General features: G+C 41.8%; 21 protein-coding genes. 6 read left to right on the top strand and 15 right to left on the bottom strand.

What is annotated here, in order from left to right; all coding sequences use genetic code 11:
- Window positions 1-96: 96 nt before the first annotated feature.
- From CWC02_RS03295 to recQ, 4 genes are all read right to left on the bottom strand, one after another.
- Window positions 97-657, bottom strand: coding sequence for a mechanosensitive ion channel domain-containing protein (locus CWC02_RS03295; protein WP_095209703.1), 561 nt, complete (start codon window positions 655-657; stop codon window positions 97-99).
- 64 nt (window positions 658-721) lie between these two features.
- Window positions 722-2,437, bottom strand: coding sequence for a BamA/TamA family outer membrane protein (locus CWC02_RS03290; RefSeq protein ID WP_138616411.1), 1,716 nt, complete (start codon window positions 2,435-2,437; stop codon window positions 722-724).
- Window positions 2,438-2,504: 67 nt separating this feature from the next.
- Window positions 2,505-2,801 carry a DUF3630 family protein gene (locus CWC02_RS03285; protein ID WP_138601126.1) on the bottom strand — a complete coding sequence of 99 codons (297 nt, stop codon included), beginning with the start codon at window positions 2,799-2,801 and terminating at the stop codon, window positions 2,505-2,507.
- A 7-nt stretch (window positions 2,802-2,808) separates the two neighbouring features.
- The gene (gene recQ, locus CWC02_RS03280; protein ID WP_138601124.1) at window positions 2,809-4,632 is read right to left on the bottom strand and encodes a DNA helicase RecQ; all 1,824 of its coding nucleotides are present in this window, start codon (window positions 4,630-4,632) and stop codon (window positions 2,809-2,811) included.
- Between the two features lie 225 nt (window positions 4,633-4,857).
- Between recQ and rarD the strand changes: the two genes are divergently transcribed.
- The gene (rarD, locus tag CWC02_RS03275) at window positions 4,858-5,781 is read left to right on the top strand and encodes an EamA family transporter RarD (protein ID WP_054554213.1); all 924 of its coding nucleotides are present in this window, start codon (window positions 4,858-4,860) and stop codon (window positions 5,779-5,781) included.
- 2 nt (window positions 5,782-5,783) lie between these two features.
- On the opposite strand, the gene CWC02_RS03270 is transcribed toward rarD, so the two are convergent.
- Together CWC02_RS03270 and CWC02_RS03265 are read right to left on the bottom strand one after the other, a co-directional pair.
- The gene (locus CWC02_RS03270; protein ID WP_054554214.1) at window positions 5,784-7,019 is read right to left on the bottom strand and encodes a GGDEF domain-containing response regulator; all 1,236 of its coding nucleotides are present in this window, start codon (window positions 7,017-7,019) and stop codon (window positions 5,784-5,786) included.
- A 78-nt stretch (window positions 7,020-7,097) separates the two neighbouring features.
- On the bottom strand, window positions 7,098-7,472 hold the full coding sequence (locus tag CWC02_RS03265) for a MaoP family protein (protein ID WP_138616409.1): 375 nt from the start codon (window positions 7,470-7,472) through the stop codon (window positions 7,098-7,100).
- Window positions 7,473-7,562: 90 nt separating this feature from the next.
- Here CWC02_RS03265 and CWC02_RS03260 point away from each other — a divergent pair, with 90 nt between their 5' ends.
- Both CWC02_RS03260 and CWC02_RS03255 read left to right on the top strand, forming a co-directional pair.
- A complete protein-coding gene (locus tag CWC02_RS03260) occupies window positions 7,563-8,417 on the top strand; it encodes a LysR family transcriptional regulator (RefSeq protein WP_054554216.1) in 855 nt (284 codons plus the stop codon).
- A gap of 196 nt (window positions 8,418-8,613) precedes the next feature.
- Window positions 8,614-9,546 carry a porin gene (locus CWC02_RS03255; RefSeq protein ID WP_138601117.1) on the top strand — a complete coding sequence of 311 codons (933 nt, stop codon included), beginning with the start codon at window positions 8,614-8,616 and terminating at the stop codon, window positions 9,544-9,546.
- Between the two features lie 80 nt (window positions 9,547-9,626).
- On the opposite strand, the gene recG is transcribed toward CWC02_RS03255, so the two are convergent.
- From recG to asnC, 3 genes are read right to left on the bottom strand one after another with little or no spacing between them, the layout of a single operon-like run.
- On the bottom strand, window positions 9,627-11,708 hold the full coding sequence (gene recG, locus CWC02_RS03250; protein WP_138616407.1) for an ATP-dependent DNA helicase RecG: 2,082 nt from the start codon (window positions 11,706-11,708) through the stop codon (window positions 9,627-9,629).
- A 39-nt stretch (window positions 11,709-11,747) separates the two neighbouring features.
- Window positions 11,748-12,464, bottom strand: coding sequence for a tRNA (guanosine(18)-2'-O)-methyltransferase TrmH (trmH, locus tag CWC02_RS03245; protein ID WP_054554219.1), 717 nt, complete (start codon window positions 12,462-12,464; stop codon window positions 11,748-11,750).
- A 44-nt stretch (window positions 12,465-12,508) separates the two neighbouring features.
- On the bottom strand, window positions 12,509-12,967 hold the full coding sequence (asnC, locus tag CWC02_RS03240) for a transcriptional regulator AsnC (protein WP_054554220.1): 459 nt from the start codon (window positions 12,965-12,967) through the stop codon (window positions 12,509-12,511).
- 197 nt (window positions 12,968-13,164) lie between these two features.
- On the opposite strand from asnC, the gene asnA reads away from it, so the two are divergent.
- A complete protein-coding gene (gene asnA / locus CWC02_RS03235) occupies window positions 13,165-14,160 on the top strand; it encodes an aspartate--ammonia ligase (protein WP_138616405.1) in 996 nt (331 codons plus the stop codon).
- A gap of 48 nt (window positions 14,161-14,208) precedes the next feature.
- Here asnA and CWC02_RS03230 read toward each other — a convergent pair whose 3' ends face one another.
- The 6 genes from CWC02_RS03230 to CWC02_RS03205 form a co-directional block, all read right to left on the bottom strand.
- The gene (locus tag CWC02_RS03230; RefSeq protein WP_054554222.1) at window positions 14,209-15,813 is read right to left on the bottom strand and encodes a flagellar assembly protein A; all 1,605 of its coding nucleotides are present in this window, start codon (window positions 15,811-15,813) and stop codon (window positions 14,209-14,211) included.
- A gap of 153 nt (window positions 15,814-15,966) precedes the next feature.
- A complete protein-coding gene (ridA, locus tag CWC02_RS03225) occupies window positions 15,967-16,359 on the bottom strand; it encodes a deaminase RidA (protein ID WP_054554223.1) in 393 nt (130 codons plus the stop codon).
- A gap of 11 nt (window positions 16,360-16,370) precedes the next feature.
- Window positions 16,371-18,476 carry a bifunctional GTP diphosphokinase/guanosine-3',5'-bis pyrophosphate 3'-pyrophosphohydrolase gene (gene spoT, locus CWC02_RS03220; protein WP_138616403.1) on the bottom strand — a complete coding sequence of 702 codons (2,106 nt, stop codon included), beginning with the start codon at window positions 18,474-18,476 and terminating at the stop codon, window positions 16,371-16,373.
- A gap of 130 nt (window positions 18,477-18,606) precedes the next feature.
- Window positions 18,607-18,882 (bottom strand): DNA-directed RNA polymerase subunit omega, encoded by a 276-nt coding sequence (rpoZ, locus tag CWC02_RS03215; protein WP_054554225.1) that lies wholly within the window; start codon window positions 18,880-18,882, stop codon window positions 18,607-18,609.
- A 102-nt stretch (window positions 18,883-18,984) separates the two neighbouring features.
- Window positions 18,985-19,605, bottom strand: a complete 621-nt coding sequence (gmk, locus tag CWC02_RS03210) for a guanylate kinase (RefSeq protein WP_138616401.1) — start codon at window positions 19,603-19,605, stop codon at window positions 18,985-18,987.
- A 170-nt stretch (window positions 19,606-19,775) separates the two neighbouring features.
- Window positions 19,776-20,636: a YicC/YloC family endoribonuclease gene (locus tag CWC02_RS03205; protein WP_138601109.1), complete on the bottom strand. Its 861-nt coding sequence runs from the start codon at window positions 20,634-20,636 to the stop codon at window positions 19,776-19,778.
- 181 nt (window positions 20,637-20,817) lie between these two features.
- On the opposite strand from CWC02_RS03205, the gene rph reads away from it, so the two are divergent.
- Together rph and pyrE are read left to right on the top strand one after the other, a co-directional pair.
- Window positions 20,818-21,531 (top strand): ribonuclease PH, encoded by a 714-nt coding sequence (gene rph, locus CWC02_RS03200; protein ID WP_054554228.1) that lies wholly within the window; start codon window positions 20,818-20,820, stop codon window positions 21,529-21,531.
- A gap of 22 nt (window positions 21,532-21,553) precedes the next feature.
- Window positions 21,554-22,198, top strand: coding sequence for an orotate phosphoribosyltransferase (pyrE, locus tag CWC02_RS03195; protein ID WP_138616399.1), 645 nt, complete (start codon window positions 21,554-21,556; stop codon window positions 22,196-22,198).
- Window positions 22,199-22,482 lie beyond the last annotated feature (284 nt).

Genomic DNA, 22,482 nt, shown 5'->3' with positions numbered 1-22,482 from the left:
TTCACCCTTTAGTCATTTTATTTAGTTTTATATTAATCGCCTATGGAAGCAGAAAAAAAACACCTCTTTAGCAAGCATCTCGTTAACTTTAAGTCGTTACTTTTTTGGACCTAAAATACGTTTTATGGTTGGCGCTTTGGTTGCCGTAGGTGGGTTTTTTAGGACCATCACAGGGCGGGTAACAAAGATGTTGTTTGGGTAAATCACTTTGTGACCATCAACGTGTTCAAGTACCACGTTCATTAGTCCCATTTCGATAATGCGGCCTTCTAAGAAGTTTGCACCATCAATTACTCTCACCCAAAAGCCAACGCGGCAGTCGTTTTGAATAAACATCAACAAGAAGGCTGTTAGGTTACTTAGTAACGACCAGGCTGCAAAAAGCGCGACACCTAGCATGGCAAAAATGGATGAGCCAAGTACTAGTAAGCCGCGTAGCTCTATACCCCAAAAAACCAATACTAAACACAGCATGACAATGGCAAGAATGATATTGAGCAACAGCTCAGCACGGTATTCACGATGCGGATCAGCTTTGCCTTTAATTGCTTTTAACAGCAGTTTTTTGGTGGTTTTACGAAGCAGCGGGTAAAGCAAAACTGCGATGACAGTCACGATTAAATGATATTGCTCGTTAAAGAATTCGACGAAGTCCAAAAGGGTTCCTAAATTAATATTTTACGTTTCGATTTTAGCTTTTTAGCTAAACAATAACACTACTTTAAAAGGTATTTTTAACCGTTACTAGCCACTGCACAGAGTCGATATCATCATCTTGCTTGTTAATTGGTGCGGCAATATCTAGGTGAATTACCGTACCGGCATTGGCACGGCTTGGCGCTAAGCGAAGGCCCACTCCCACATTTTGCAGCACGTTACCGTTATCGCCATTATCTTTGTTGTTATACCAAGCTCTACCAATATCATAAAACGCGGCACCACCCACTTTAAACAATTGCAGTAAGTCATATTCCCAGTAGTAGCGCTTCTCTAAAGTCACTAAAAAGCTGCGGTCGCCTACTTGGTAGTCAAGCGGGTATCCACGCAGGCCATTCTCCCCACCAATCGTGAGTTGCTTATCAGCAGTGAGATTATCTGCATATTGTAGGCGGGCTTTGGCATACCAGCTTTGTCTTAGTGTGGTATTGAGGTAATACTGTAACTGCGTGCTGGCAAACAGGTTTTCGACGTCATCGGTTTCTTCATTCCAGTAGCCATCAAGGTCTGCTTTAAAGCGCCACAATTGGTTGTCTCCAGAGTAATGCGCCTTTGATAAAGATAACGAATAAATAGTACGGCTGGCATCGTCGCTAAAGTCTTTACTCGAATAACCGAGTAAGGCGTGGATATTCCAACCAAGGTTTAAATCTTCAGTACGGTAGATGCTATCGAAATTTCTTACCTTAACGTAGTGATCTTCAAACCATTGACCACTAACGTAAGGGTAACTCAGCGTTCTATCTTCAGCGATAGGTAAATTCGTTAATGATATGGCCTTGAAAGTATCTTTACGATTTTCTACCCCGAGTTTGATACGCTGAGTCCAGCTATTGCCAAGTTGTGATGAGTGACCAAAGTAAGCACGGTTTAAAATGGTCTTTTGCTCAAATTCGCTAACTACATCGCCGCGATAGTAAAGTGACTCTCGGCGTTGATCAGAGTAACTTGTCACACCGTAGCTGTAGGGCGTATCAATCGAGAAAAACGGATAGCTTACATCGAGATAATGACGTTTACCGTCATCGTTGTCTGAATATTCTAAACGGCCTTGATAACGGCTAGAGAATATATGTGGATCGTCATACACAAATAGGTAACCTGTGCGATCAGCATCACGGGTGCGGCTAAATGACACTCGTTTACCCCAGCCTAAAAAGTTTGACTCGCGAAAGCCGATACTCGACTCATTCTCACCGCCGCTACGGCTAAAGCTTATTTCTGGTAATAAAGTCCACAGATCGCGCGTAATTACTTTTACATGGACGTTGCCATCACAATCGAGCTTTGCGTTGATACGTGCATCATATAAATAGCCTTGTTTACGCAGTAACCGCTCTGACTCTAGTAATTTACGTGGATTGTAAACATCACCTTCTTCGAACAATAAAACGCTGTGTATTACCTCTGGCTCAGTCGTCATGTGAGCGCGATTGGCAAACCGGAATAAAAAGTTATTTTCTTCTTCTAGCTCAGTGTTAAAGACGTTTAGCTGTTCAAGTTCAATGGCGACTATTTTACGGTTATTAGCAGTATCGGGGAGGGGGTTGTCTGTATCGAGTTGGCGGCGTAAGTTATTATCTTGCGATTTAAGCGTGCGCTGGTTTTGACAATAATTATTATCGTCAGTGAATTGCTGTTCTGCATGAACATTGGCTGCTATGCAGATTGGTAATAGTGTTATTAGCCTAGCAACAAAGTGCGACTGCTTAAATCCCATTTACACCCTTAGTTGAGTATGTCCTGTGCAACTACTACATACTAAGCGTGGAAAAAAGTCTAGCTTATTATTGTAATTGCATGACTAAATATTGATAAAGTTGCGGTAAAACTGCACTTGCCTCAATGCCTTCAGCATTAATCCAAATACTTTCACTGTAATGTTCAAAGTTTAGATTAAAACTATGATCTGTAAAGTGAAAGCGTAATTGATGACGATCAGCGCCAGCATCAAAGTCGGCGGTTGTTATTGCTGGAGCGTGTAAGAAAAGGGTTGCCCAAAGTTCAAAGTCTTCGTCGTGTGGAAGCTCACTTGACGTTATGAGAATGATTTCATGCTCAGCATCATAGCTTAGTTCAGTCATAGCAGTCCTAATTAGCGGCAAGATAGTCGCGAATGGTATTTAAAAACGGTTCGCCGTACTTATTGAGCTTAGTGAAACCAACACCTGATACCTTCAAAAACTCACTGTCATTGGTTGGCATGAGCTGCGCCATTTCAGCGAGAGTTTTATCATTGAATACCACATAAGGTGGTACGTCATCAGCATCTGCCAACTCTTTACGTAAGGCACGTAATTTTGCAAACAGCTTTTTATCGTAATTAAACTGAGCAAGTTTATCTTGGTAAACGTGCTTAGCTTGTAGGCGAGGTTCAGCAAGTTGCAGTGCATACTCACTTTTAAGCACCGCACGGGCGGCTTCGGTTAAGCGTAATGAAGAGCCTTGGGTAATATCTTGGCTTAATAACCCTTGATGGATAAGCTGCCTTAAAATACTTAGCCAGAACTCCACACTATGCTCTTTTCCTATGCCATAGGTGCTTAGCTGGTGGTGATTGTTATCACGAATACGGCTAGTGTTTGCGCCGCGCAGTAACTCAACAATATAGCCAATACCAAAACGTTGTTCTGCACGATACACACACGAGAGAGCTTGTTGTGCGACAAGTGTGCCATCAAAGCTAGTCGGTGGGTTTAAGCAAATATCACAGTTACCACAGGTTTCGCGCTTATATTCACTAAAGTAATTTAGCAAAATTTGTCTGCGGCATGTTTGTGCTTCGGCAAAGCTGGCCATAGCATTAAAGCGTTGCTCTTCAACACGACGCCGTTGCTCGTCTTCAATATCTTCAAAAAAGCGGCGTACGCGACCAATATCGGCCGGATCAAAATACATTATTGCTTCTGCAGCCAGACCATCACGACCTGCACGACCGGTCTCTTGGTAGTAAGCCTCAATGCTTTTTGGAATATCGTAATGCACCACAAAACGTACGTTTGGTTTATTAATCCCCATGCCAAAGGCAACGGTCGCAACCACAATTTGAATATCGTCACGGGCAAAGCCCGATTGCACAAATTGGCGTTGTTCATTGCTCATACCTGCATGGTAGGCGGCGGCATTAAACCCTGCGTCAGCAAGTTTTTCGGCTACATCATCAACCCGTTTTCGGCTGGTGCAATAAATAATGCCGCTTTGATTTTGCTGCTCTTTTAAATATCGAAGCAGCTGTACCATAGGTTTGAATTTTTCTTCTATGGTGTAACGAATGTTAGGTCTATCGAAGCTACCAGTGTGCACGTAAGGGTGGTTAAGCTGAAGCTGTTCAATAATATCGTAACGAGTTGCTTTATCTGCCGTTGCTGTAAGGGCCATCATGGGCACGTGCATAAAGCGTTGCTTTAACTCGTTGAGCCGACAGTAATGCGGCCTAAAGTCATGCCCCCAATGCGAGACACAGTGAGCTTCATCAATAGCAAAAAGTGCGAGTTTAAGATGACTCAAGCGCTCTAAAAATTCGTGTTGTAATACTTTTTCTGGTGCAACATATAACAGCTTAATTTGGCCGTAGTGTAATTGTTGATAGACAGCTTGTTGCTCTTCAAAAGGCAGGCTGTTATTGATGTAGGCCGCTTGCACGCCGAGCGCTCTTAGTTGGGCAACTTGGTCTTGCATCAAGGATATAAGCGGCGAGATAACCACAGTAACACCATCGAGGATCAAAGCGGGTACTTGATAGCATAATGATTTGCCTCCACCCGTTGGTAGAAGTACAAGCGAGTCTTGGCCGTCTAGCGCTGCGGCTATAATCGCTTCTTGGCCATCACGAAAGTCCTTGTAACCAAACACTTGTTTGAGTACGGCTTGTGGTGATCGAACGGGTGTGTTGGACATTGCGGTATTGGTATTCATCGCCGAGCATTTTAGTGGTTTTTTATAGCGATGTCTTTAGCAATATACCCAAACTATCTCAAAATGCAGAATTCAGCGTTTCACAGGAGATTAATGTCACGGCGTTACTTTGCAACAATGGCAGTCCCTTTTAAGAAGTAAATACATGGGCTTATTTAGCGTGTTTTGGTTGCGTCACTGTTTAGGGGGCGTAAAATAGCGCTTTTAAACTATAAAGCCAAACTTATGCCTACCAACATTGAGCAGCGAAAAGGTGTCATTTTCGCTTGTTTAGCCTTTTTTATGTGGGGTCTTGCACCCATTTATTTTAAATTTCTTCAGCAGGTTTCTGCTTTTGAGATCTTAATGCACCGTGTTATTTGGTCGGTGTTATTTTTACTTCTTATTATTGCAGCTCGTCATCAATGGCAGCGTATTCGAATTGTGCTTGGGCAACCTAAATTACTTTTGATGTTGGTAATAACAGCAAGTTTACTTGGCTTTAACTGGGGGTTATTTATTTGGGCGGTGAACAATAATCACATGCTCGATGCTAGTTTAGGTTATTACATCAACCCACTACTAAATGTGTTGCTTGGTATGTTGTTTTTAGGTGAGCGGCTGCGTAAATGGCAAGGCGTTGCTGTAGGCCTCGCGCTTTGTGGTGTGCTGCTTCAATTAGTGAGCTTTGGATCATTTCCTGTGGTTGCTTTTTCGCTAGCTGGCTCGTTTGCTATTTATGGTCTTTTACGCAAAAAGCTGCCGATTGAATCATTACCAGGGTTATTGCTCGAAGCACTTATTTTATTACCTGTTGCACTTATTTACTGGTGGTTTATGGCGCCTTCGCCAAGCTCTGATTTAACTGCAAATGATTGGCATATTAACGTGTTACTGATAAGTGCAGGAGTGGTGACAACTTTACCACTGTTGTGTTTTACCGGTGCAGCAAAACGCCTTCAGTACAGCACATTAGGCTTTTTTCAGTACATTGGTCCAAGTTTAATGTTTATGCTTGCCGTGGCTTTTTATGGTGAGGTATTTGATGCTGAGCGTGTGGTGACCTTTGCTTGTATTTGGAGCGCTTTGGCGTTATTCAGTTGGGATTCGTACCGCCAAAGTCGTAAGCAACGCAAAGCGAAATTAGAGGCAGTGACTAAGCCTGTATAGGCTTAGCTTATTAGTTTGTTGCGCCCAGACTCTTTTGCTTGATAAAGCTTTAGATCGGCCTGTTTTATTAGTTCATCTAAACTATAAATAGGCCCATTATGAAAACCAATCGACAGCGTAAACTTGATACGGTCTTTGCTAAATTCAGGGCTGTGCTTTTCAACAAATAAGCGGAATTTTTCTAAACGCTGTAACGATTCATGTCGGTCTTGATCAGCAAAATATACTGCAAACTCTTCACCACCAAAGCGGCCAACTAAATTATTTTTAAAATACTTTGCCATACATTGCGATAGGCCTTTAAGCACTTCATCACCGGCATCATGACCATAGTTATCATTTATTGATTTAAAGTGGTCAATATCGATCATAGCTAAAGAGACAGAGTTTTCTGCCAGTTTTGCAGCTTTGAGGTGGCTGTTTGCTTCACCAAAGAAATAGCGGCGATTAGGCAGCTTAGTGAGGTAATCAGTGTTTGCTTGTAAACGAATCGTTTTAATGTTTTCAAGCATGTCGACGTTTTGACTTAGCCGGCAATAGAATTCTTCATTATTAAATGGCTTGCGAAGGTAATCGTCTGCACCAGATTTTAAAAAGCGCGTTGATAAGTGCAGAGTATCGAGTGCAGAAATGCCGATTATGGCTTTTTCATCATTGGAATATAAACGACGAATTTCAACACAAAGCTCATCCCCATTCATGTTTGGCATTTCGTTATCGGTAATGATCACCGATATTTTTGGGTTTTCAGCCAGTACTTTTAAAGCGTCGACACCATCAACAGCTTCAATGGTTTGGTATTTGTGACGAGTTAATAAGTTACAAATGTGGTGGCGAGTTGCCGCTGAATCATCAACGACAAGAACTTGCACTTGTTCATTTCGAGGCAAGCGAGCGAGTTGTTTTTCCAGATACTGATAAGCTTGTTTATTTTCTTTAGTAATGTAGTCAATTATTGGGTGCTTTTCGACAATATTACGCGTTGTCTCATCTAGGTTTCCCGTCATGACAATTGTGGGAATATCAGAGGCGATAGTAAAAGGAATTGCTTCGCCTTTTGGTGCATCAGGTAGAATAAAGTCTACTACCGAGCAAAAATAAGAGTGCTCTTCAACTAACTTTTTTGCTTCAGCCAACGAGCCTGCAATATCGGCTTCATAACCAACTTTTTGCGCGATATGCTTTTGCACTCGCGCAATCGTTGGCGTATCTTCAATTATTAATATTCTTCTAGTCACGGTTTGCCTTGTTATAACTTTTTGGCGAAGCAATAGTTACTACAAGTTTTAACCTTAAAAGCCTAAAAAAGCAAATCGTTATAAGCTGTCTGACTCAGAATAATATTCAACGCTTTGTGTTGTTGGGTTTGCAATACGGGAACGTCCAAACAATGTATGAAATTTCGTTTTGCAAGTGGTTTGCTTTAGGTATTTGACCCAAGCACGTTCAATTGCATTGGTCGCGTCAAGATTGCCGGTGACAACTTGTACAAATTGAGTTTGAAATTCATTTTGTGGTTCTAGGGTTTTGTTGTATAAACCCTTTAGAACAACACCATGCTGCTCGAGAATGTCGGCTTCTAGCAAAGTGAAGTGACCACTACGACCAAAACCGCGTGGGAAATTTTGATCATCATAGAATTGACGTTGGCTTGCAAATGCCTGACGAAGTGATGAAATGTCATTGCTCATGGCTTTATCCTCATGCCCTAATTTCTTGCTGGAGTATGGATCAAGTTGTCGATTTTATTAAACAAATTATTTTTATCGTAAGGGTAAAAAATGGATATCGATTTATTGAAGACTTTTGTTGAAGTGGTCCGTACGCGCCATTTCGGTAAGGCAGCTGAAAATTTATATATTACACAGTCTGCGGTGAGTTTTCGGATCCGACAATTAGAGCAAGGTTTAGGCGTTAACTTATTTATTCGCCAACGTAACAACATACAGTTAACGGCGCCTGGTGAGCGATTACTGCCACATGCACAAATGATCATTACGGGTATGCAGCGCGCAAAAGTTGATGTGGCACTTGCAGATAATATGCATAAGCAAATTAGCTTAGCAGGAACACCTAATATTTGGGATGCATTTTTACAGTTTGGTATTACTAATATTGTTTCTGCTATGCCGGGTGTGTCGTTAGTTGCTGAAGTCAAAGCACAACAAGAGAGTACTCGCTTATTACTGGAACGTACTCTAGATTTAGCTGTGTTATTCGATCCCCCTAAAGTAGATGAACTGGTTGTACAGCGAATTTGTGAGCTACCTATTATTCCAGTGAGCGCGTTTGAAACAGCAAATAGTGAAAACTTTTTCGATAATCAATATGTCTATGTTGATTGGGGTACCACCTTTTCTTTATGGCATGCTCGTGAGTTTAACGGCCACGCCCCTCCATATTTTAGAACCAGTACGGGCCGTATTGCGCTTGATTTAATTTTGAAGTGCGGCGGCAGTGCCTTTATTCCTCAGTTATTAGTTGAAGAGCAGCTTAAATCTGGTGAGCTTTATCATGTTGAAGATGTTGCGCATACATCGCGTGATGTGTTTGTTGCTTACCACAGAGACAACGAGCAAACCCCTCTGTTAGAGAAGTTAGTCACTTTATTAACTGAGCTCCAAATAAAAGCTTAAAATTAATTTAATTTAGCTTTCATAAAAATTTAATTTTACAACAGTGAGTTACGTTTTTATTTCAAAATTAATTACATTTTATGAAGCTAAATTGACGCTTTTATTTCAACTGTCATCTTTCTGTCATTTTTTACTGTCACACTGCGCGCATTGAAACACAACATGTGTTTTTTGTTGCGATTATTGAGGAAACGACATGAAATTTGCAAAGTCTAGCTTATTCCTAGCTTTATTTGGTGGTTTATCTTTTTCTGCACTAGCTGATGTAGATGTATATGGTAAAGCAAACGTGACTGTTCAATCATCAGATGATGGCGAAGGGTCTTTCACTGAAATTAAAAGCAATAACTCACGTTTTGGCTTAAAAGGTTCAGAAAAAATTTCTGAAGGCTTAGAAGCGGTTTATAAATTTGAGTTTGGTGTAGACGTATCTGACGCTGATTCAAAAGGCGACAATGACGATAACATCACTGCGCGTAATCAATACGTGGGTGTGAAAGGTAGCTTTGGTCAAGTTGTTATCGGTCGTAACGATACAGCAATGAAGCAGTCTCAAGGTAAAGTTGATTTATTCAATGACCTTGAAGGCGATATCAAGAACGTATTTAAAGGCGAAAACCGTTTAGGCGACACGATTTCTTATGCTTCTAAAGACTTCAGTGGCTTCAAAGTATTAGCAACTTATGTAGCTGAAGATGATGTAGACGCTGATAACGGTTACTCTGTAGCGTTAACTTACGGCGATGCAAAACTTAAAGAAAGCAAACTTTATGCATCAGTTGCAGCTGACAGCGAAGTAAAAGGTTACGACATTGTTCGTGCAACAGTACAAGGTAAATTAGGTGACTTCAAACTAGGTGCTATGTACCAAACACAAGAAAAAGTGGATGGTAGCGCAGAAGCTGATGGTTACTTAGTAAATGCTGCTTACCAAATGAATAGCAACACATTCAAAGTACAGTACCAAGTAATTGACTTTGATGAAGGCGATAAGAAAACAGCTATTTCTGCAGGTGTTGATCACAAGCTAAACAAAAACACCAAGGTATTTGGTTTCTACTCAACGTTTGATACAGACAATCAAGTTGACCAAGATTACCTAGGTGTTGGTATTGAATACAAATTCTAAGTGAACACTCCCTTACTTGTGAGCCCAGCTAATTAGCTGGGCTTTTTTTGTTGAACAACAAAATTATACTGAAGTTAGCTTTAAGCTTGTGCGTAGTTTGATTTGCCTGCAAGCCAGCGTTGAATCAATTTATCGGTAAGTTCTGGGTAGTCATTCAATATTTTGAAAGCGATGGGTCTGACATGATTGAGTGTTTGTTTATCGCGGTTTAGGTCGGCGATTTTGAATTCAGCTAAGCCTGTTTGTTTGGTGCCAAGTACTTCACCTGGGCCACGGATTTCGAGATCTCGCTCAGCAATCACAAAGCCATCATTACTTTCACGCAGCACACCTAAGCGTTTTTGCGCTGTAGCTGATAATGGCGCATGATAAAGTAAAACACAGTGTGATGCCGTTGCCCCACGACCAACACGGCCGCGTAGCTGGTGAAGTTGTGCAAGCCCTAACCGTTCAGGGTTTTCAATAATAATAAGGCTCGCATTAGGCACATCAACACCCACTTCAATCACGGTTGTGGCAACCAGTACATGAATATTACCTGCTTTAAACTCACTCATAATGGCTTGCTTTTCGGCGGCTTTCATCCGGCCATGCACCAAGCCAACGTTTAGCTCTGGCAGTGCTGCTTTTAATTGCTCGGCGCTATCCTCGGCGGCTTGGCATTGCAGCACTTCAGATTCATCAATCAGGGTGCAAACCCAATACACTTGACGACCTTGCTCTGAGCATGCTGTTCTCACACGTTGAATAATTTCGTCTCGGCGTGCATCTGGAATCGCCACCGTTGTGATAGGCGTTCTACCGGGTGGTAACTCATCAATCACTGAGGTTTCTAAATCAGCGTAGGCTGTCATTGCTAAGGTTCGCGGGATAGGGGTTGCAGTCATAACTAATTGGTGTGGGTAGCAATCACCAAAGCGACCTTTTTCACGCAGTGATAAACGCTGATGAACACCAAAGCGGTGTTGCTCATCTATGATAATTAAAACGAGATTATTAAACTCAACCTGTTCTTGGAATAATGCATGGGTGCCAACAATCATTTGTGCTTCCCCAGAGGCGATTTTCTCCAAAGTCGCTGCACGCTCTTTACCTTTACTTTTGCCACCTAACCAAGCGACTTCAACACCGAGTTGATTAAACCATTGGCTAAAGTTGATGCCATGTTGCTCTGATAAAATCTCTGTTGGTGCCATTAGCGCTACTTGATAGCCTTCGCTGATAGCACTGAGCGCACTGAGCGCTGCAACTAAGGTTTTACCAGAGCCTACATCGCCTTGTACTAGGCGCATCATCGGAAACGGGTGTTGTAAGTCACCTTTGATTTCTGCCACTACACGACTTTGTGCGTTAGTTGGGCTAAAGGCTAAATTAGCTAAAAACTGTTGCTCAAGTTGGTTATGCGGCTTTAAAGCAACCGCTTTTACCGTTTGCCCTTTTTGACGTAGCTTTAAAAGGCTTAAGTTTTGCGCAAGCAGCTCTTCAAACACTAGCCGTTGCTGGGCAGGGTGCATACCTTGTTCAAGGGCAGTTAAATCAATATCGTTTTGTGGGCGATGTAAGGTCATGAGCGCATCGGCTAAACGCATTCCGTTCGGCTGAAACTGTTCTGGCAGCAACTCTTCTACAGGGTATTTAGTTAATAGCGCAAGCGCTTGATCGCTAAGCGCACGAATAGATAACTGTTTAAGTCCTTCGGTAACAGGATAAACCGGCGTAAGCGTGGTATTCGTTGGTTGCTCAGAAGGGGTATCCGATAAGCTGTATTCAGGGTGTGTCATTTCAAAGCCAACACGACCACGGCGGATCTCACCAAAGCAGCGAATGATTTTACCTGTACCTAAGGCATTTTTTTGAGCCGCGCTAAAGTTAAAAAACCTGAGCGTTAAACGGCCCGTGCCATCATTTACTTGGCAAACCAGCATGCGTCTTTTACCAAAGGTAATTTGGCTGGTTTCAATAGTGGCTTCAACACTAACATGGCTATGCGGTTGCAGCTCGCAGATGGGATGAATACGAGTGCGGTCTTCATAGCGGTGAGGTAAATGAAACAGCATGTCTTGCACCGTATGAATATTTAGCTTAGCAAGGCGCTCGGCCATTTTTGGGCCGACGCCTTTTAATTCTGTAATTGGGTATAACGCTAAGCTAGGATGACTCAAAGGTGACTCAAATTATTAATTAGTAGACTGTTTTTCAGTTTACTTGCACTCGTTAGTGGCTTCAAGCGGTTGCGTGTGTTTTAAAATGTTCCAGAACGTTTCATCAGCAACAATTTCACCATTTTCATCCAGCTCAGGGTACGGCAGCTCTTTTTCGCGGCATTGTTCAGCAATGATAGGGTGACAGCCTTCAAACAAAATACGATGCTTAACTTTCGCATCAAGCATATCGCGGTTATAAAGACCTGCTTCTTCACGTTGGCGCTGTGCTTCAAATAAAATAAGTGCCGCTGCAACAGATACATTAAGAGATTGCACCATTCCTTGCATTGGGATGATGATGTTTTTATCAGCATGAGCGAGGGCACGCGGCGAAATACCATCACGTTCTTGACCAACAATAACAGCTGTCGGTTTGGTGTAATCAATTTCACGAAAGTCGACTGCGTCGTCGCTGAGGTGAGTTGCTAAAATTTGTACATCAGGATTTTGCGCACGCATCATGGCTACGGCTTCATCGATATTGCGATGCAAGTGAGTTTCGAGCCAGTTTTTACTACCACCTGAAGTATTGTTAGTTAACCATTTTTGATTCTCTGGCCATACAGCATGAACATGATGGCAGCCTGTCGCGTCAGCAGTGCGGGCAATGGCCGATAAATTATGATGCTTATGTACTTCTTCTAAACAAACCGTTAGGTCCGTTTGGCGGCGGTCTAACACGCGCTTAACACGCTCAAAGCGAGTTGTATCCATAGTTGTGTGCTCGTTGACGGATTCTAATTGGCGCTGATTATACCCTAGGGAACAACAGCACGGCTAATTGGGTTTTGTAATGAGATCAGCGTTTCTGTTGATTGAATAGCTTCGATGGCTTGTATTTTGTTAATTAACACATCTTGTAGATGATCAATTGAGCGTGCCATCACTTTGATAAATATACTGTAATTACCCGTGGTGTAATAGGCTTCTACGACTTCTTCTAGCTCTTTTAAATGCAGTAACGTTTGTGGGTAATCACGGGCATTGTTGAGGTTAATACCAATAAAACAGCAAACATCGTAACCAAGCTGTTTGGCATCAATACTGACTTGGGTGCCTGTAATAATTCCCGCTTGTTTCATCTTTTCGACTCGAACATGAATAGTTCCGGCACTTACTGCAAAGCGTTTAGCAAGTTCTGCATACGCTGTTCGCGCATTTTCCATTAACGCGTTAAGGATGTTTTTATCGAGATTATCGATTTGATAATTTTCCATGGTATTTATTAGTGTTAATTATTGAATCAGTAAAATTTATAGCATTATTTTTATGAAAATTTCAATGTTAAGTTCTTTTTGTTGCGGGTTATTGAAAATTATCTTTGTTTAGTTGAGGATTGTTTTAACAAGAGGGGCCAAGCAGCGGGTTTCTCTAATCAAGCAAGTAACAATAACTGGGAATGAGGCCAATTATTATGAGTTCACACTACCTGCAGCAACAGCAGCAAATTAGTAAAGTAAAACAGTTTTTTTCAAGCCAATTAGAACAACAATTAGGATTAGTTGAGGTACAAGCGCCGATCTTGGCAAAAGTAGGCGATGGTATTCAAGATAACTTAAGCGGTACTGAAAATGCTGTATCGGTAGCAGTGAAAACAATTCCGGGTAGCCAATTTGAAGTAGTGCACTCTTTAGCTAAATGGAAACGCAAAACCTTGGCTGATTACGATTTTTCGGTAGGTGAGGGGCTCTATACGCATATGAAGGCGCTTCGCCCAGATGAAGAATCTTTAAGCCCAATTCACTCGGTGTATGTTGACCAATGGGATTGGGAAAAAGTAATTTGCGAGAGTACTGAGCGCACCTTAGACAAGCTAAAAGAAACCGTAACATCACTTTATCAGGCTATTAAAGCAACCGAACGCTTTGTATCAAGCGAGTTTGGTTTAACGCCATTTTTGCCAGAGCAAATCACCTTTGTACACAGTGAACAGTTACGTCAGATGTATCCTGACTTTACTGCAAAACAACGTGAAAAAGCGGTAGCACAAGAATACGGTGCGGTATTTTTAATTGGTATAGGCGGCACACTTGCCGATGGCAAAATTCATGACGTACGAGCACCGGATTATGACGATTGGTCAACCCAAACCTGCAGTAAATTTGCAGGCTTAAACGGTGATATTTTAGTTTGGAACCCGGTGCTAGAAGATGCCTTTGAAATCTCTTCAATGGGCATTCGTGTAAGTCCTGATGCATTAGCTACACAATTAGCGATTACAGGCGACCAAGCTCGTTTAGAGTTTGATTGGCATAAACAGCTACTTGCGAAGCAGTTCCCGCAAACAATTGGTGGTGGGATTGGTCAATCACGACTCGCTATGTTGCTGTTACAAAAACAGCATATCGGGCAAGTACAAGTAGGTGTTTGGCCTGAAAAGCTAAAACAGCAAGTGGAAGGAATTCTCTAAGTTAAGATTAATGACCCTGGTAAAAAGAGGCTTAAAGCCTCTTTTTTATTAACTGGTTTTAAACTCCACCTCAACCTTGTTCTCTTCAAGCTTAACCTTGCAAGGGGGGTACTTACGGTTTGTACGTAGCACTTTTTCAAAAATATGTATTTCTACCCCTGAGTGCAATGTTTTGTTAACGACTAATTGCGCATCTTCAAGTAAATCATGCAAATGATGCTCTAAACTTGATAGTTTTTTCTCAAGCATTTCAGCTTGCTCGCAATAGTGCATTTGTGTGGCCCCTATTTTGGCCAGAAGAGTTTTTTTCTTTTCTGCATCTTTTACTAAATCCGCTTTTTCGATAGCCGCTTGTAAGGTATCAAGTTGCGAATCTGTTTGTGCTAAATCTTTGAAGCATTGGTCTGTTTGTGCTGTTACATCAGCACCTGAAGCCGCTAAGTTAATCACCATCTTCGCGCCTGATTCATTGCCAATTTCGCCAGCAATAACTATTTGAGCATCTAAAATTTCACCGCCAAATAGTTTTCCTTGGGGGTTATCTTCTTGGCCGACTTGCAACAATTTAGTGGCTTTCATTACACAATGGCTGGCTTGTCGGTCGATGAGGATATTGTTTGCTTCAAGGTAGCTGTATTGACCATGTGATAAGTGAATGTCGCCTTGGCTGATGATATTACATGATAACTTTTTATCTTCGAGTTGGTGGCCAATTACGCCTTGTTTTATGGTGATATCACCAGCTGCAGATAAATGACCAGACTCTACAGTGCCCATAACTGTTATATCGCCTTTGGCATTAATACGCATTCCCGGCTCAACATTATGAGTTACAATGACGCTACCTTCAAAATCTACATGGCCGGTTTTTACGTTGACATCGGCAATGGTAAAAATATCATCAACACGCATGCCATTCGCGATATCTACTGGAACACCTGCAATGGCTGAAATAAGTTCAAGCGGATTATTTTTAGATATTTCGGTACCTTCACCAGCAACTAGAGTGTTACTTTCACCAGGCTTGGCTGGTAATACATCACCAGTAACAGTAAAGCCTTCTTTACCCGGAGTCGCAGGGATTTGCTTGATAAGTAATACGCCGGGTTCGACACTGGCAAGCTTGCCAAAATCACGCATATCGACAGTACCATCTTCACGCAATTTGGGTTTTTTTAAGCGATCTTTGAGCGTTTCAACTTGAGAAACTAGTTTTGATGGTTGGCCATCGATAGGTAAGCGACCTTTTGCTAGCACGCCTTTAGCGACTTCTCCTGCTGGTAACTCAAACTGTTGTTGTAATAGCTGTTCCAAGAAAGCTTGTTTGTACCCGCGAGCAACGCCCGCTCTGATAAGCTCCTTTTTAGCTTCATCAAGCGTCATAACTTTGCCGCCTTCAGCAAGAGTAAGTTCGCCTGTAGCAAGCATTTTATCATCGCTTAGGGTTACAACTAGGCTCGCATCATGTTTAGAGGCAACAACAAGCATGCGCTCGTTAGAGTCACTTTTGAAGAATTTATTGATAGCTTCATGATCCACTCTGCATTCGCAAAATGGTGACTTTTCTAATGCTTCGATAATAAACGCAGCACTAGGAGGCGAGTTTTCATGAACATCTAATAAAACGTTGCCGTTGTGAGCGAGCTTAAACACGTGGAGATCCTTTTTGACTACATTAGCTAAAGGTTTTATTTGTTATAACAACAGAGTGCTAGAGATTTGCTAATGAGTCAAGAATTTCGGGTGAGGGAAGTAATAACTTTTTCTAAAAAAGTGCCAGCAACTTTGTGTTGCTGGCAGGGCTGATTAGTTTGTTGAAGGTAGCTCCATGATACCGTCAATCTCAACTTGCACGCCTTTTGGTAACGCACGTACGCCAATTGCGGCACGTGCTGGGTATGGCTGCTTAAAGTACTGACTCATTACTTCGTTGACAATCGCAAAGTTAGATAAGTCAGTTAGAAAGATATTTACTTTCACCATGTCTTGAATTTGGCCGCCGGCAGCTTGGCAAACAGCCGTTAGGTTTTTGAATACTTGGTGAGTTTGCTCAGTGAAGTCTTCAGAGATCACTTCCATTGTTTCTGGTACAAGTGGAATTTGACCTGATAAATAAACAGCCGTGCCTACTTTAACTGCTTGGCTGTAAGTACCGATAGCTGCAGGCGCATTATCAGTAGAAATAAAAGATTTGTTCATGATTATCCTTGTTACTTTTTACGATAGACTCTTTGCACATCAGGCATAACGCGAATGCGGCGCATAATGTTAGCAACATGAACGCGGTTTTTAACCGTGATGCCTAAATCTATCATGTATAAATTACTTTCTTTTTCGTCAGTCGCTATTTCAACAATATTGGCTTGGGTTGAGGCAACAACATTGGTTAATTTAGCCAGCGCACCTTGGTGATTAATAATCTCAATACGAAGGGCCGCAATATATTCTTTCTCTGGGTTATCGTCCCATTTTACAACGAGGTATTTTGAGCGCTCTTTTTCCCAACCACGAATATTTTTACATTCTTGGCGGTGAACCGTAAGGCCTTTACCTTGGCTGATATAAGCTGTAATAGCATCCCCCGGGACTGGGCGGCAGCATTTAGAGTAATTAACTAACATGCCTTCAGTACCTATGATGGTCGCTTTTGCTTTTTGTGCTAGGTCGTCTAGGTCGTCTGCATCAACTTGCATCAAGCGTTTTGCAATAAGCACACTCATAAGATTACCTGAGCCTATTTCGACTAGTAGCTCAAGGACGGTATTTAGTTCATGCTCTTGAAGTACACGGCGAATGTTTTCATCTGGAATATCATCCAGTTTGGTTTCACCAAGTGCTGAGTCTAGTAAACGTCGACCGAGCAGCATGGCTTCTTCATGCTGTTGGCTCTTAAGGTAATTGCGAATACCTAAACGTGCTTTACCTGTTACAACGAAGTTTAACCAAGTTGCATTAGGGTGTGCTCCAGAGCTGGTGATGATTTCGACCGTTTGCCCTGTATCAAGCGCTTTGCTGAGTGGGTGAGGTTTACGGTTAACGCGTGCCCCCACACAGGTATTTCCTACATCAGTATGAACTGCATAAGCAAAGTCGACTGCTGTCGCACCCATTGGTAGCTCAACGATACGGCCATCTGGCGTGAAAACATAGATCTCTTCAGGGAATAGCTCTGTTTTAACGTTTTCAACAAACTCAAAAGACGAACCAGCGCTTTGCTGAAGTTCGAGTAAGCTTTGCATCCATTGGCGAGCACGTTGTTGTGCTGTGTGGCCTGCGCTATCACCGGCTTTTTTATACATCCAGTGAGCAGCAACCCCTTTATCTGCCATATGATCCATATCGTGGGTACGAATTTGAATCTCAACAGGAATACCATGAGGGCCAACTAATGAGGTATGAAGCGACTGATAGCCGTTAGTTTTTGGTACAGCAATATAATCTTTAAAGCGAGTTTCGATTGGCTTGTAAAGGTTATGCGCAACACCTAATACGCGATAACAGGTATCCATATTATCAACATTGATACGAAACGCGTAGATATCCATCACTTCGTTAAACGAAAGCTCTTTATTAAGCATTTTTTTGTAAATGCTATAAAGGTGTTTTTCGCGGCCAGATATAGTTGCTTCGATGCCAGACTCTTCTAAACGTGCTTCAATTTCAGTTTTAATATTACTGATAACTTCTTTACGGTTACCACGTGCTTTGACTACTTCTGATCTTAATGCGCGATGACGCATCGGGTATAACGCTTGAAAGCCTAAATCTTCTAATTCATTTTTAATATCGTGAATACCAAGGCGGTTCGCAATTGGTGCGTAAATCTCTAGGGTTTCACGGGCAATGCGACGGCGTTTGTCAGGGCGCAGTGCGCCTAAAGTACGCATGTTGTGAGTACGGTCAGCCAATTTAATTAAGATCACGCGAATATCTTGCGTCATCGCCATGATCATTTTGCGGTAGTTTTCGGCTTGGAATTCTTTTTTATCTTTAAAGCTGAGTTTATCTAGCTTACTCACCCCTTCAACAAGCTCGGCAACGGTGTCGCCAAAAATTTCAGCTAAGTCTTGTTGGCTAAAGTCAGTGTCTTCAATCACGTCATGCATCAGGGCAGCCATCAGTGTTTCATGGTCTAAGTGCATGCCGGCAAGTATTTGTGTCACTTCGACAGGGTGGGTGATATAAGGCTCGCCACTTGAGCGTGTTTGGCCTTCGTGGGCTTCGCGAGCGACCACGTATGCTTTTTGTACCAGCTCAATCTCAGCGGGTGGTAAGTATTCGGATATTTTCTTTTTGAGGCCTTCGAATAGATACAAAGTCACACTCCAATGCGCAAATGAAGTAAATCGGTAACGGTATGAATAGAATATACGATGAAAAGAAGGGCTTGCCAACGGCTAGTGTAGAAATACTAGCCGTATAGCTAAATCAAAGCGGGGAGCTTGATTACTGGTTGCCACCTACGATAGCAGCCACAGCAGCCATTTCTGCTGCTTCTTGATGTTGTTGTTCTTCACGATCAATTAAGTCCATAGAAGAGCTATCTACTAACCCTTTCTCAATTTCACGTAAAGCAATAACCGTTGGTTTGTCATTTTCAGCATCAACGAGTGGATCTTTACCACCAACCGCGATTTGGCGGGCACGACGAGCCGCAACTAAAATTAAGTCAAAACGATTACCAATTGCATCTACTGCATCTTCAACAGTTACGCGAGCCATCTTAGCACTCCAAATAAATTCTTAAGCAAAGGCGTAGTTTACTGTACCAAGTTAAATTCGCCAATAGCTTGTGGTTAATTTTTATCTTATTCTTAAAAAGTATTACTTAAGTAAGTTCTCTAATAACGCCTGATGGCGCACAGTTTGGCTTTTTAACGATAAACGTTTAGCCATAACGATCGTTTCGATTTCTGTAAGTGCAGTATCAAAGTCATCGTTAACAACAACATAATCATACTCATTATAGTGTGATGTTTCTGATTGTGCTTTTGCCATTCTTCCTGCGATTACCTCAGCAGAGTCTTGACCACGGTTATTTAAGCGTGATTCAAGTTCTTCTTTTGATGGTGGAAGAATAAAGATAGTCTCAACATCATCAACTAATTTGCGGATTTGCTGAGCACCTTGCCAATCGATATCTAAAAATACGTCAATACCTGCTTCAAGTTGACTTTCGATTGCTTGCTTAGACGTACCATAGTAGTTATCAAACACTTGCGCCCATTCAAAAAAGTCATTTTTCTCAATTAGCGTTTTGAACTCATCAACAGAAACAAAGTGATAGTGCACACCGTTTTCTTCACCCGGACGAGGTGAGCGAGTGGTGTGCGAAACCGATACCTTCATATCGCTGTGTTTCTTTAGTAAAGCACCAATTAAGCTTGATTTACCAGCCCCCGATGGAGCTGACAAGATAAATAAATTTCCGCGAGTTTGCGCCATGATCTGTCTCTAATAAAAAATAAACAGGCTCGGACTATCGCTAATCCAAGCCTTTAATTGAACTATTGTACTTTATTTCGCTAAAAGTGCTCAAGTTTGCCTGCTTTTAGACTTTTCAAAAACAAAAGACCCAGCAGGTGCTGGGTCTTATAAAAAACTGTAAAGCGTGCTTACTCAATATTCTGAATTTGTTCGCGCATTTGCTCGATTAACACTTTTAGTTCTACCGCAGCGTTTGTGATGTCACTGTTGATAGACTTTGACGCTAATGTGTTTGCTTCACGGTTAAACTCTTGCATCATAAAGTCTAGGCGTCGGCCACATGCGCCGCCTTTAGTTAAGATTTTTTTGGTTTCTTTAACATGCGACTTTAAGCGGTCAAGTTCTTCAGCAACATCTTGCTTTTGCGCAAGGTAAATAAGCTCTTGCTCAAGGCGAGACTCATCGATGTCTGTTTTTAGTTCTTCTAGCTTTTGGTTTAGTTTTTCGCGCTGCCATTTAGCGATTTCTGGTAAGTGGCCTTCAACAATAGTTACTTGCTCTAAAATTGCATCAAGGCGAGTTGCTATCATTTCTTGTAAGTTTGCACCTTCATCGCCGCGGGCTTGTTTAAAATCTTCAATCACTTCATCGAAGCCTGCAATTAGCGCAGTGTTTACGCTATCCATATCGAGCTCTTCGGCTTCCATCACGCCAGGCCAACGTAAAATATCAACTGGGTTGATGTCACCATTGCTTTGGTTTTGCACCCATTGTGCGCTTTTAATTAATTGTTCAGCGAGTGATTCGTTAATCGTTAACTCACCAACATGCGCTGGATTTGCAGCAAACTTTAAGAAAACTTCAACTTTACCGCGTTGTAAATGTTTACGTAAACGCTCACGAATAACCGGTTCCATGCCACGAAATTGCTCAGGTGCGCGGATAAAAGTTTCAAGGTAACGTTGGTTTACTGAACGAATTTCCCAAGTGCCAGTGCCCCATTCGCCTTTAATTTCGCGGCGCGCATAAGCTGTCATGCTGTGGATCATGGATGATTTCCTAGTGTTATTAAATTTACAAAGTTGACTGATTATACCGAATCAGCTTTTAACCTCTAGCGTAAATTTTCTGAAATGTGCTTTTCTGATGCAGTTAATTATGTAAATGAACATGGCATCTAGCACCACATCGACTTATAATGTGGCAAATTCAGAATTAAGGGGATCGTTAATGCGTCCAAGCGAAAGAACACCTAACCAAATTAGACCGGTTACATTCACACGTAATTACACTATGCATGCTGAAGGGTCAGTATTAGTAGAGTTTGGAAATACTAAAGTTTTGTGTACAGCAACTGTTGAAGCTGGTGTACCACGCTTTATGAAAGGCCAAGGTAAAGGTTGGGTTACGGCTGAATACGGTATGTTACCTCGTTCAACACATACTCGTAATGGTCGTGAAGCATCGCGCGGTAAGCAAGGCGGTCGTACTATGGAAATTCAACGCTTAATCGCACGTGCACTTCGTGCTGCGGTTGACTTAAAGGCGTTAGGTGAAAACACCATTACTATCGATTGTGATGTAATTCAAGCAGATGGCGGTACACGTACGGCATCAATCAGTGGTGCATGTGTTGCATTAGTTGATGCGCTTACTTACATGCGTAGTAAAGGTATGATCAATTCAAACCCACTTAAGCATATGATTGCGGCAATTTCAGTTGGTGTATATAAAGGTCAACCAATTAGTGACCTTGAGTACCTAGAAGATTCTGAAGCCGAAACAGATATGAACGTGATCTTGACCGAAACTGGCAAAATCATCGAAATCCAAGGCACAGCTGAAGGCGAACCTTTCTCATTCGACGAACTTGATGAGCTACTTACATTAGCTAAGCACTCAATTCGTGAAATTATCGACGTTCAAAAGCAAGCATTAGCTTGATAAAGAAGTAGGTTTATTAGTTATGAAAGATTATCAAAAAGAGTTTATTGAATTCGCACTTGAAAAGCAGGTGCTTAAATTTGGTGAGTTTACTTTAAAGTCTGGCCGCACTAGTCCTTACTTTTTCAATGCTGGTTTATTCAATACCGGTCGTGACCTTGCACGCTTGGGTCGCTTTTACGCTGCAGCACTTGAAGATGCGGGCATTGATTACGATGTATTATTCGGCCCTGCTTATAAAGGTATTCCAATCGCAACAACAACAGCGGTTGCTTTAGCAGATCATCACGACAAAGATGTACCATATTGTTTTAACCGTAAAGAGAAAAAAGCACACGGTGAAGGTGGTACATTAGTAGGTTCTGAACTTAAAGGTAAGATCATGTTAGTTGATGACGTGATCACTGCAGGTACAGCTATTCGTGAGTCTATGGAAATCATTGCAGATAATGGTGCGGACTTAAGTGGTGTTTTAATTGCACTTGACCGCCAAGAGAAAGGTAAAGCTAAGTTATCTGCTATTCAAGAAGTCGAGCGAGACTTTGGCACTAAAGTTATCTCTATTGTAAAACTAGCTGACTTAATTAGTTACCTAGAAGCCAAAGGTACAATGGATGAGCATTTAGCTGCAGTAAAAGCATACCGTGATCAATACGGCATTGCTTAACACCTAAAATGCGAACAATTTAAAGGCCCAGCTATATTGCTGGGCCTTTTTGTTTTTAGAGTCTTGTACTTTTATGGCCTTAAATACGGTTAAAAAGTTACTGAAGCGTTAATAAAGTTTCTCTTTTGTGGTGTTTAGACTAAAAAGGATACAAAAGGCAGTTTTTTTAAAGTTTTCTCAAAAAAGTGCTTGCGTTAATTCGCTGCATCCCTATAATGCGCATCCACCGACACGGCGGACTGCTTACAAAAAAGCAAAACGATGAGTTGGTTGAGTCAAGTAAG

This window comes from Pseudoalteromonas sp. S2721, from assembly GCF_005887425.1.
GTDB lineage: Bacteria > Pseudomonadota > Gammaproteobacteria > Enterobacterales > Alteromonadaceae > Pseudoalteromonas > Pseudoalteromonas simplex.
The sequence above is the reverse complement of the archived record's forward strand: the minus strand, read 5'-3'. Positions and strand labels throughout refer to the sequence as shown.

Excerpts from the sequence above, each read along its gene's own strand:
- CWC02_RS03290 (WP_138616411.1), bottom strand. The coding sequence starts at position 2,437 with ATGGGATTTAAGCAGTCGCACTTTGTTGCTAGGCTAATAACACTATTA.
- CWC02_RS03285 (WP_138601126.1), bottom strand. The coding sequence starts at position 2,801 with ATGACTGAACTAAGCTATGATGCTGAGCATGAAATCATTCTCATAACG.
- recQ (WP_138601124.1), bottom strand. The coding sequence starts at position 4,632 with ATGAATACCAATACCGCAATGTCCAACACACCCGTTCGATCACCACAA.
- rarD (WP_054554213.1), top strand. The coding sequence starts at position 4,858 with ATGCCTACCAACATTGAGCAGCGAAAAGGTGTCATTTTCGCTTGTTTA.
- CWC02_RS03265 (WP_138616409.1), bottom strand. The coding sequence starts at position 7,472 with ATGAGCAATGACATTTCATCACTTCGTCAGGCATTTGCAAGCCAACGT.
- CWC02_RS03260 (WP_054554216.1), top strand. The coding sequence starts at position 7,563 with ATGGATATCGATTTATTGAAGACTTTTGTTGAAGTGGTCCGTACGCGC.
- CWC02_RS03255 (WP_138601117.1), top strand. The coding sequence starts at position 8,614 with ATGAAATTTGCAAAGTCTAGCTTATTCCTAGCTTTATTTGGTGGTTTA.
- trmH (WP_054554219.1), bottom strand. The coding sequence starts at position 12,464 with ATGGATACAACTCGCTTTGAGCGTGTTAAGCGCGTGTTAGACCGCCGC.
- asnC (WP_054554220.1), bottom strand. The coding sequence starts at position 12,967 with ATGGAAAATTATCAAATCGATAATCTCGATAAAAACATCCTTAACGCG.
- asnA (WP_138616405.1), top strand. The coding sequence starts at position 13,165 with ATGAGTTCACACTACCTGCAGCAACAGCAGCAAATTAGTAAAGTAAAA.
- ridA (WP_054554223.1), bottom strand. The coding sequence starts at position 16,359 with ATGAACAAATCTTTTATTTCTACTGATAATGCGCCTGCAGCTATCGGT.
- rpoZ (WP_054554225.1), bottom strand. The coding sequence starts at position 18,882 with ATGGCTCGCGTAACTGTTGAAGATGCAGTAGATGCAATTGGTAATCGT.
- gmk (WP_138616401.1), bottom strand. The coding sequence starts at position 19,605 with ATGGCGCAAACTCGCGGAAATTTATTTATCTTGTCAGCTCCATCGGGG.
- CWC02_RS03205 (WP_138601109.1), bottom strand. The coding sequence starts at position 20,636 with ATGATCCACAGCATGACAGCTTATGCGCGCCGCGAAATTAAAGGCGAA.
- rph (WP_054554228.1), top strand. The coding sequence starts at position 20,818 with ATGCGTCCAAGCGAAAGAACACCTAACCAAATTAGACCGGTTACATTC.
- pyrE (WP_138616399.1), top strand. The coding sequence starts at position 21,554 with ATGAAAGATTATCAAAAAGAGTTTATTGAATTCGCACTTGAAAAGCAG.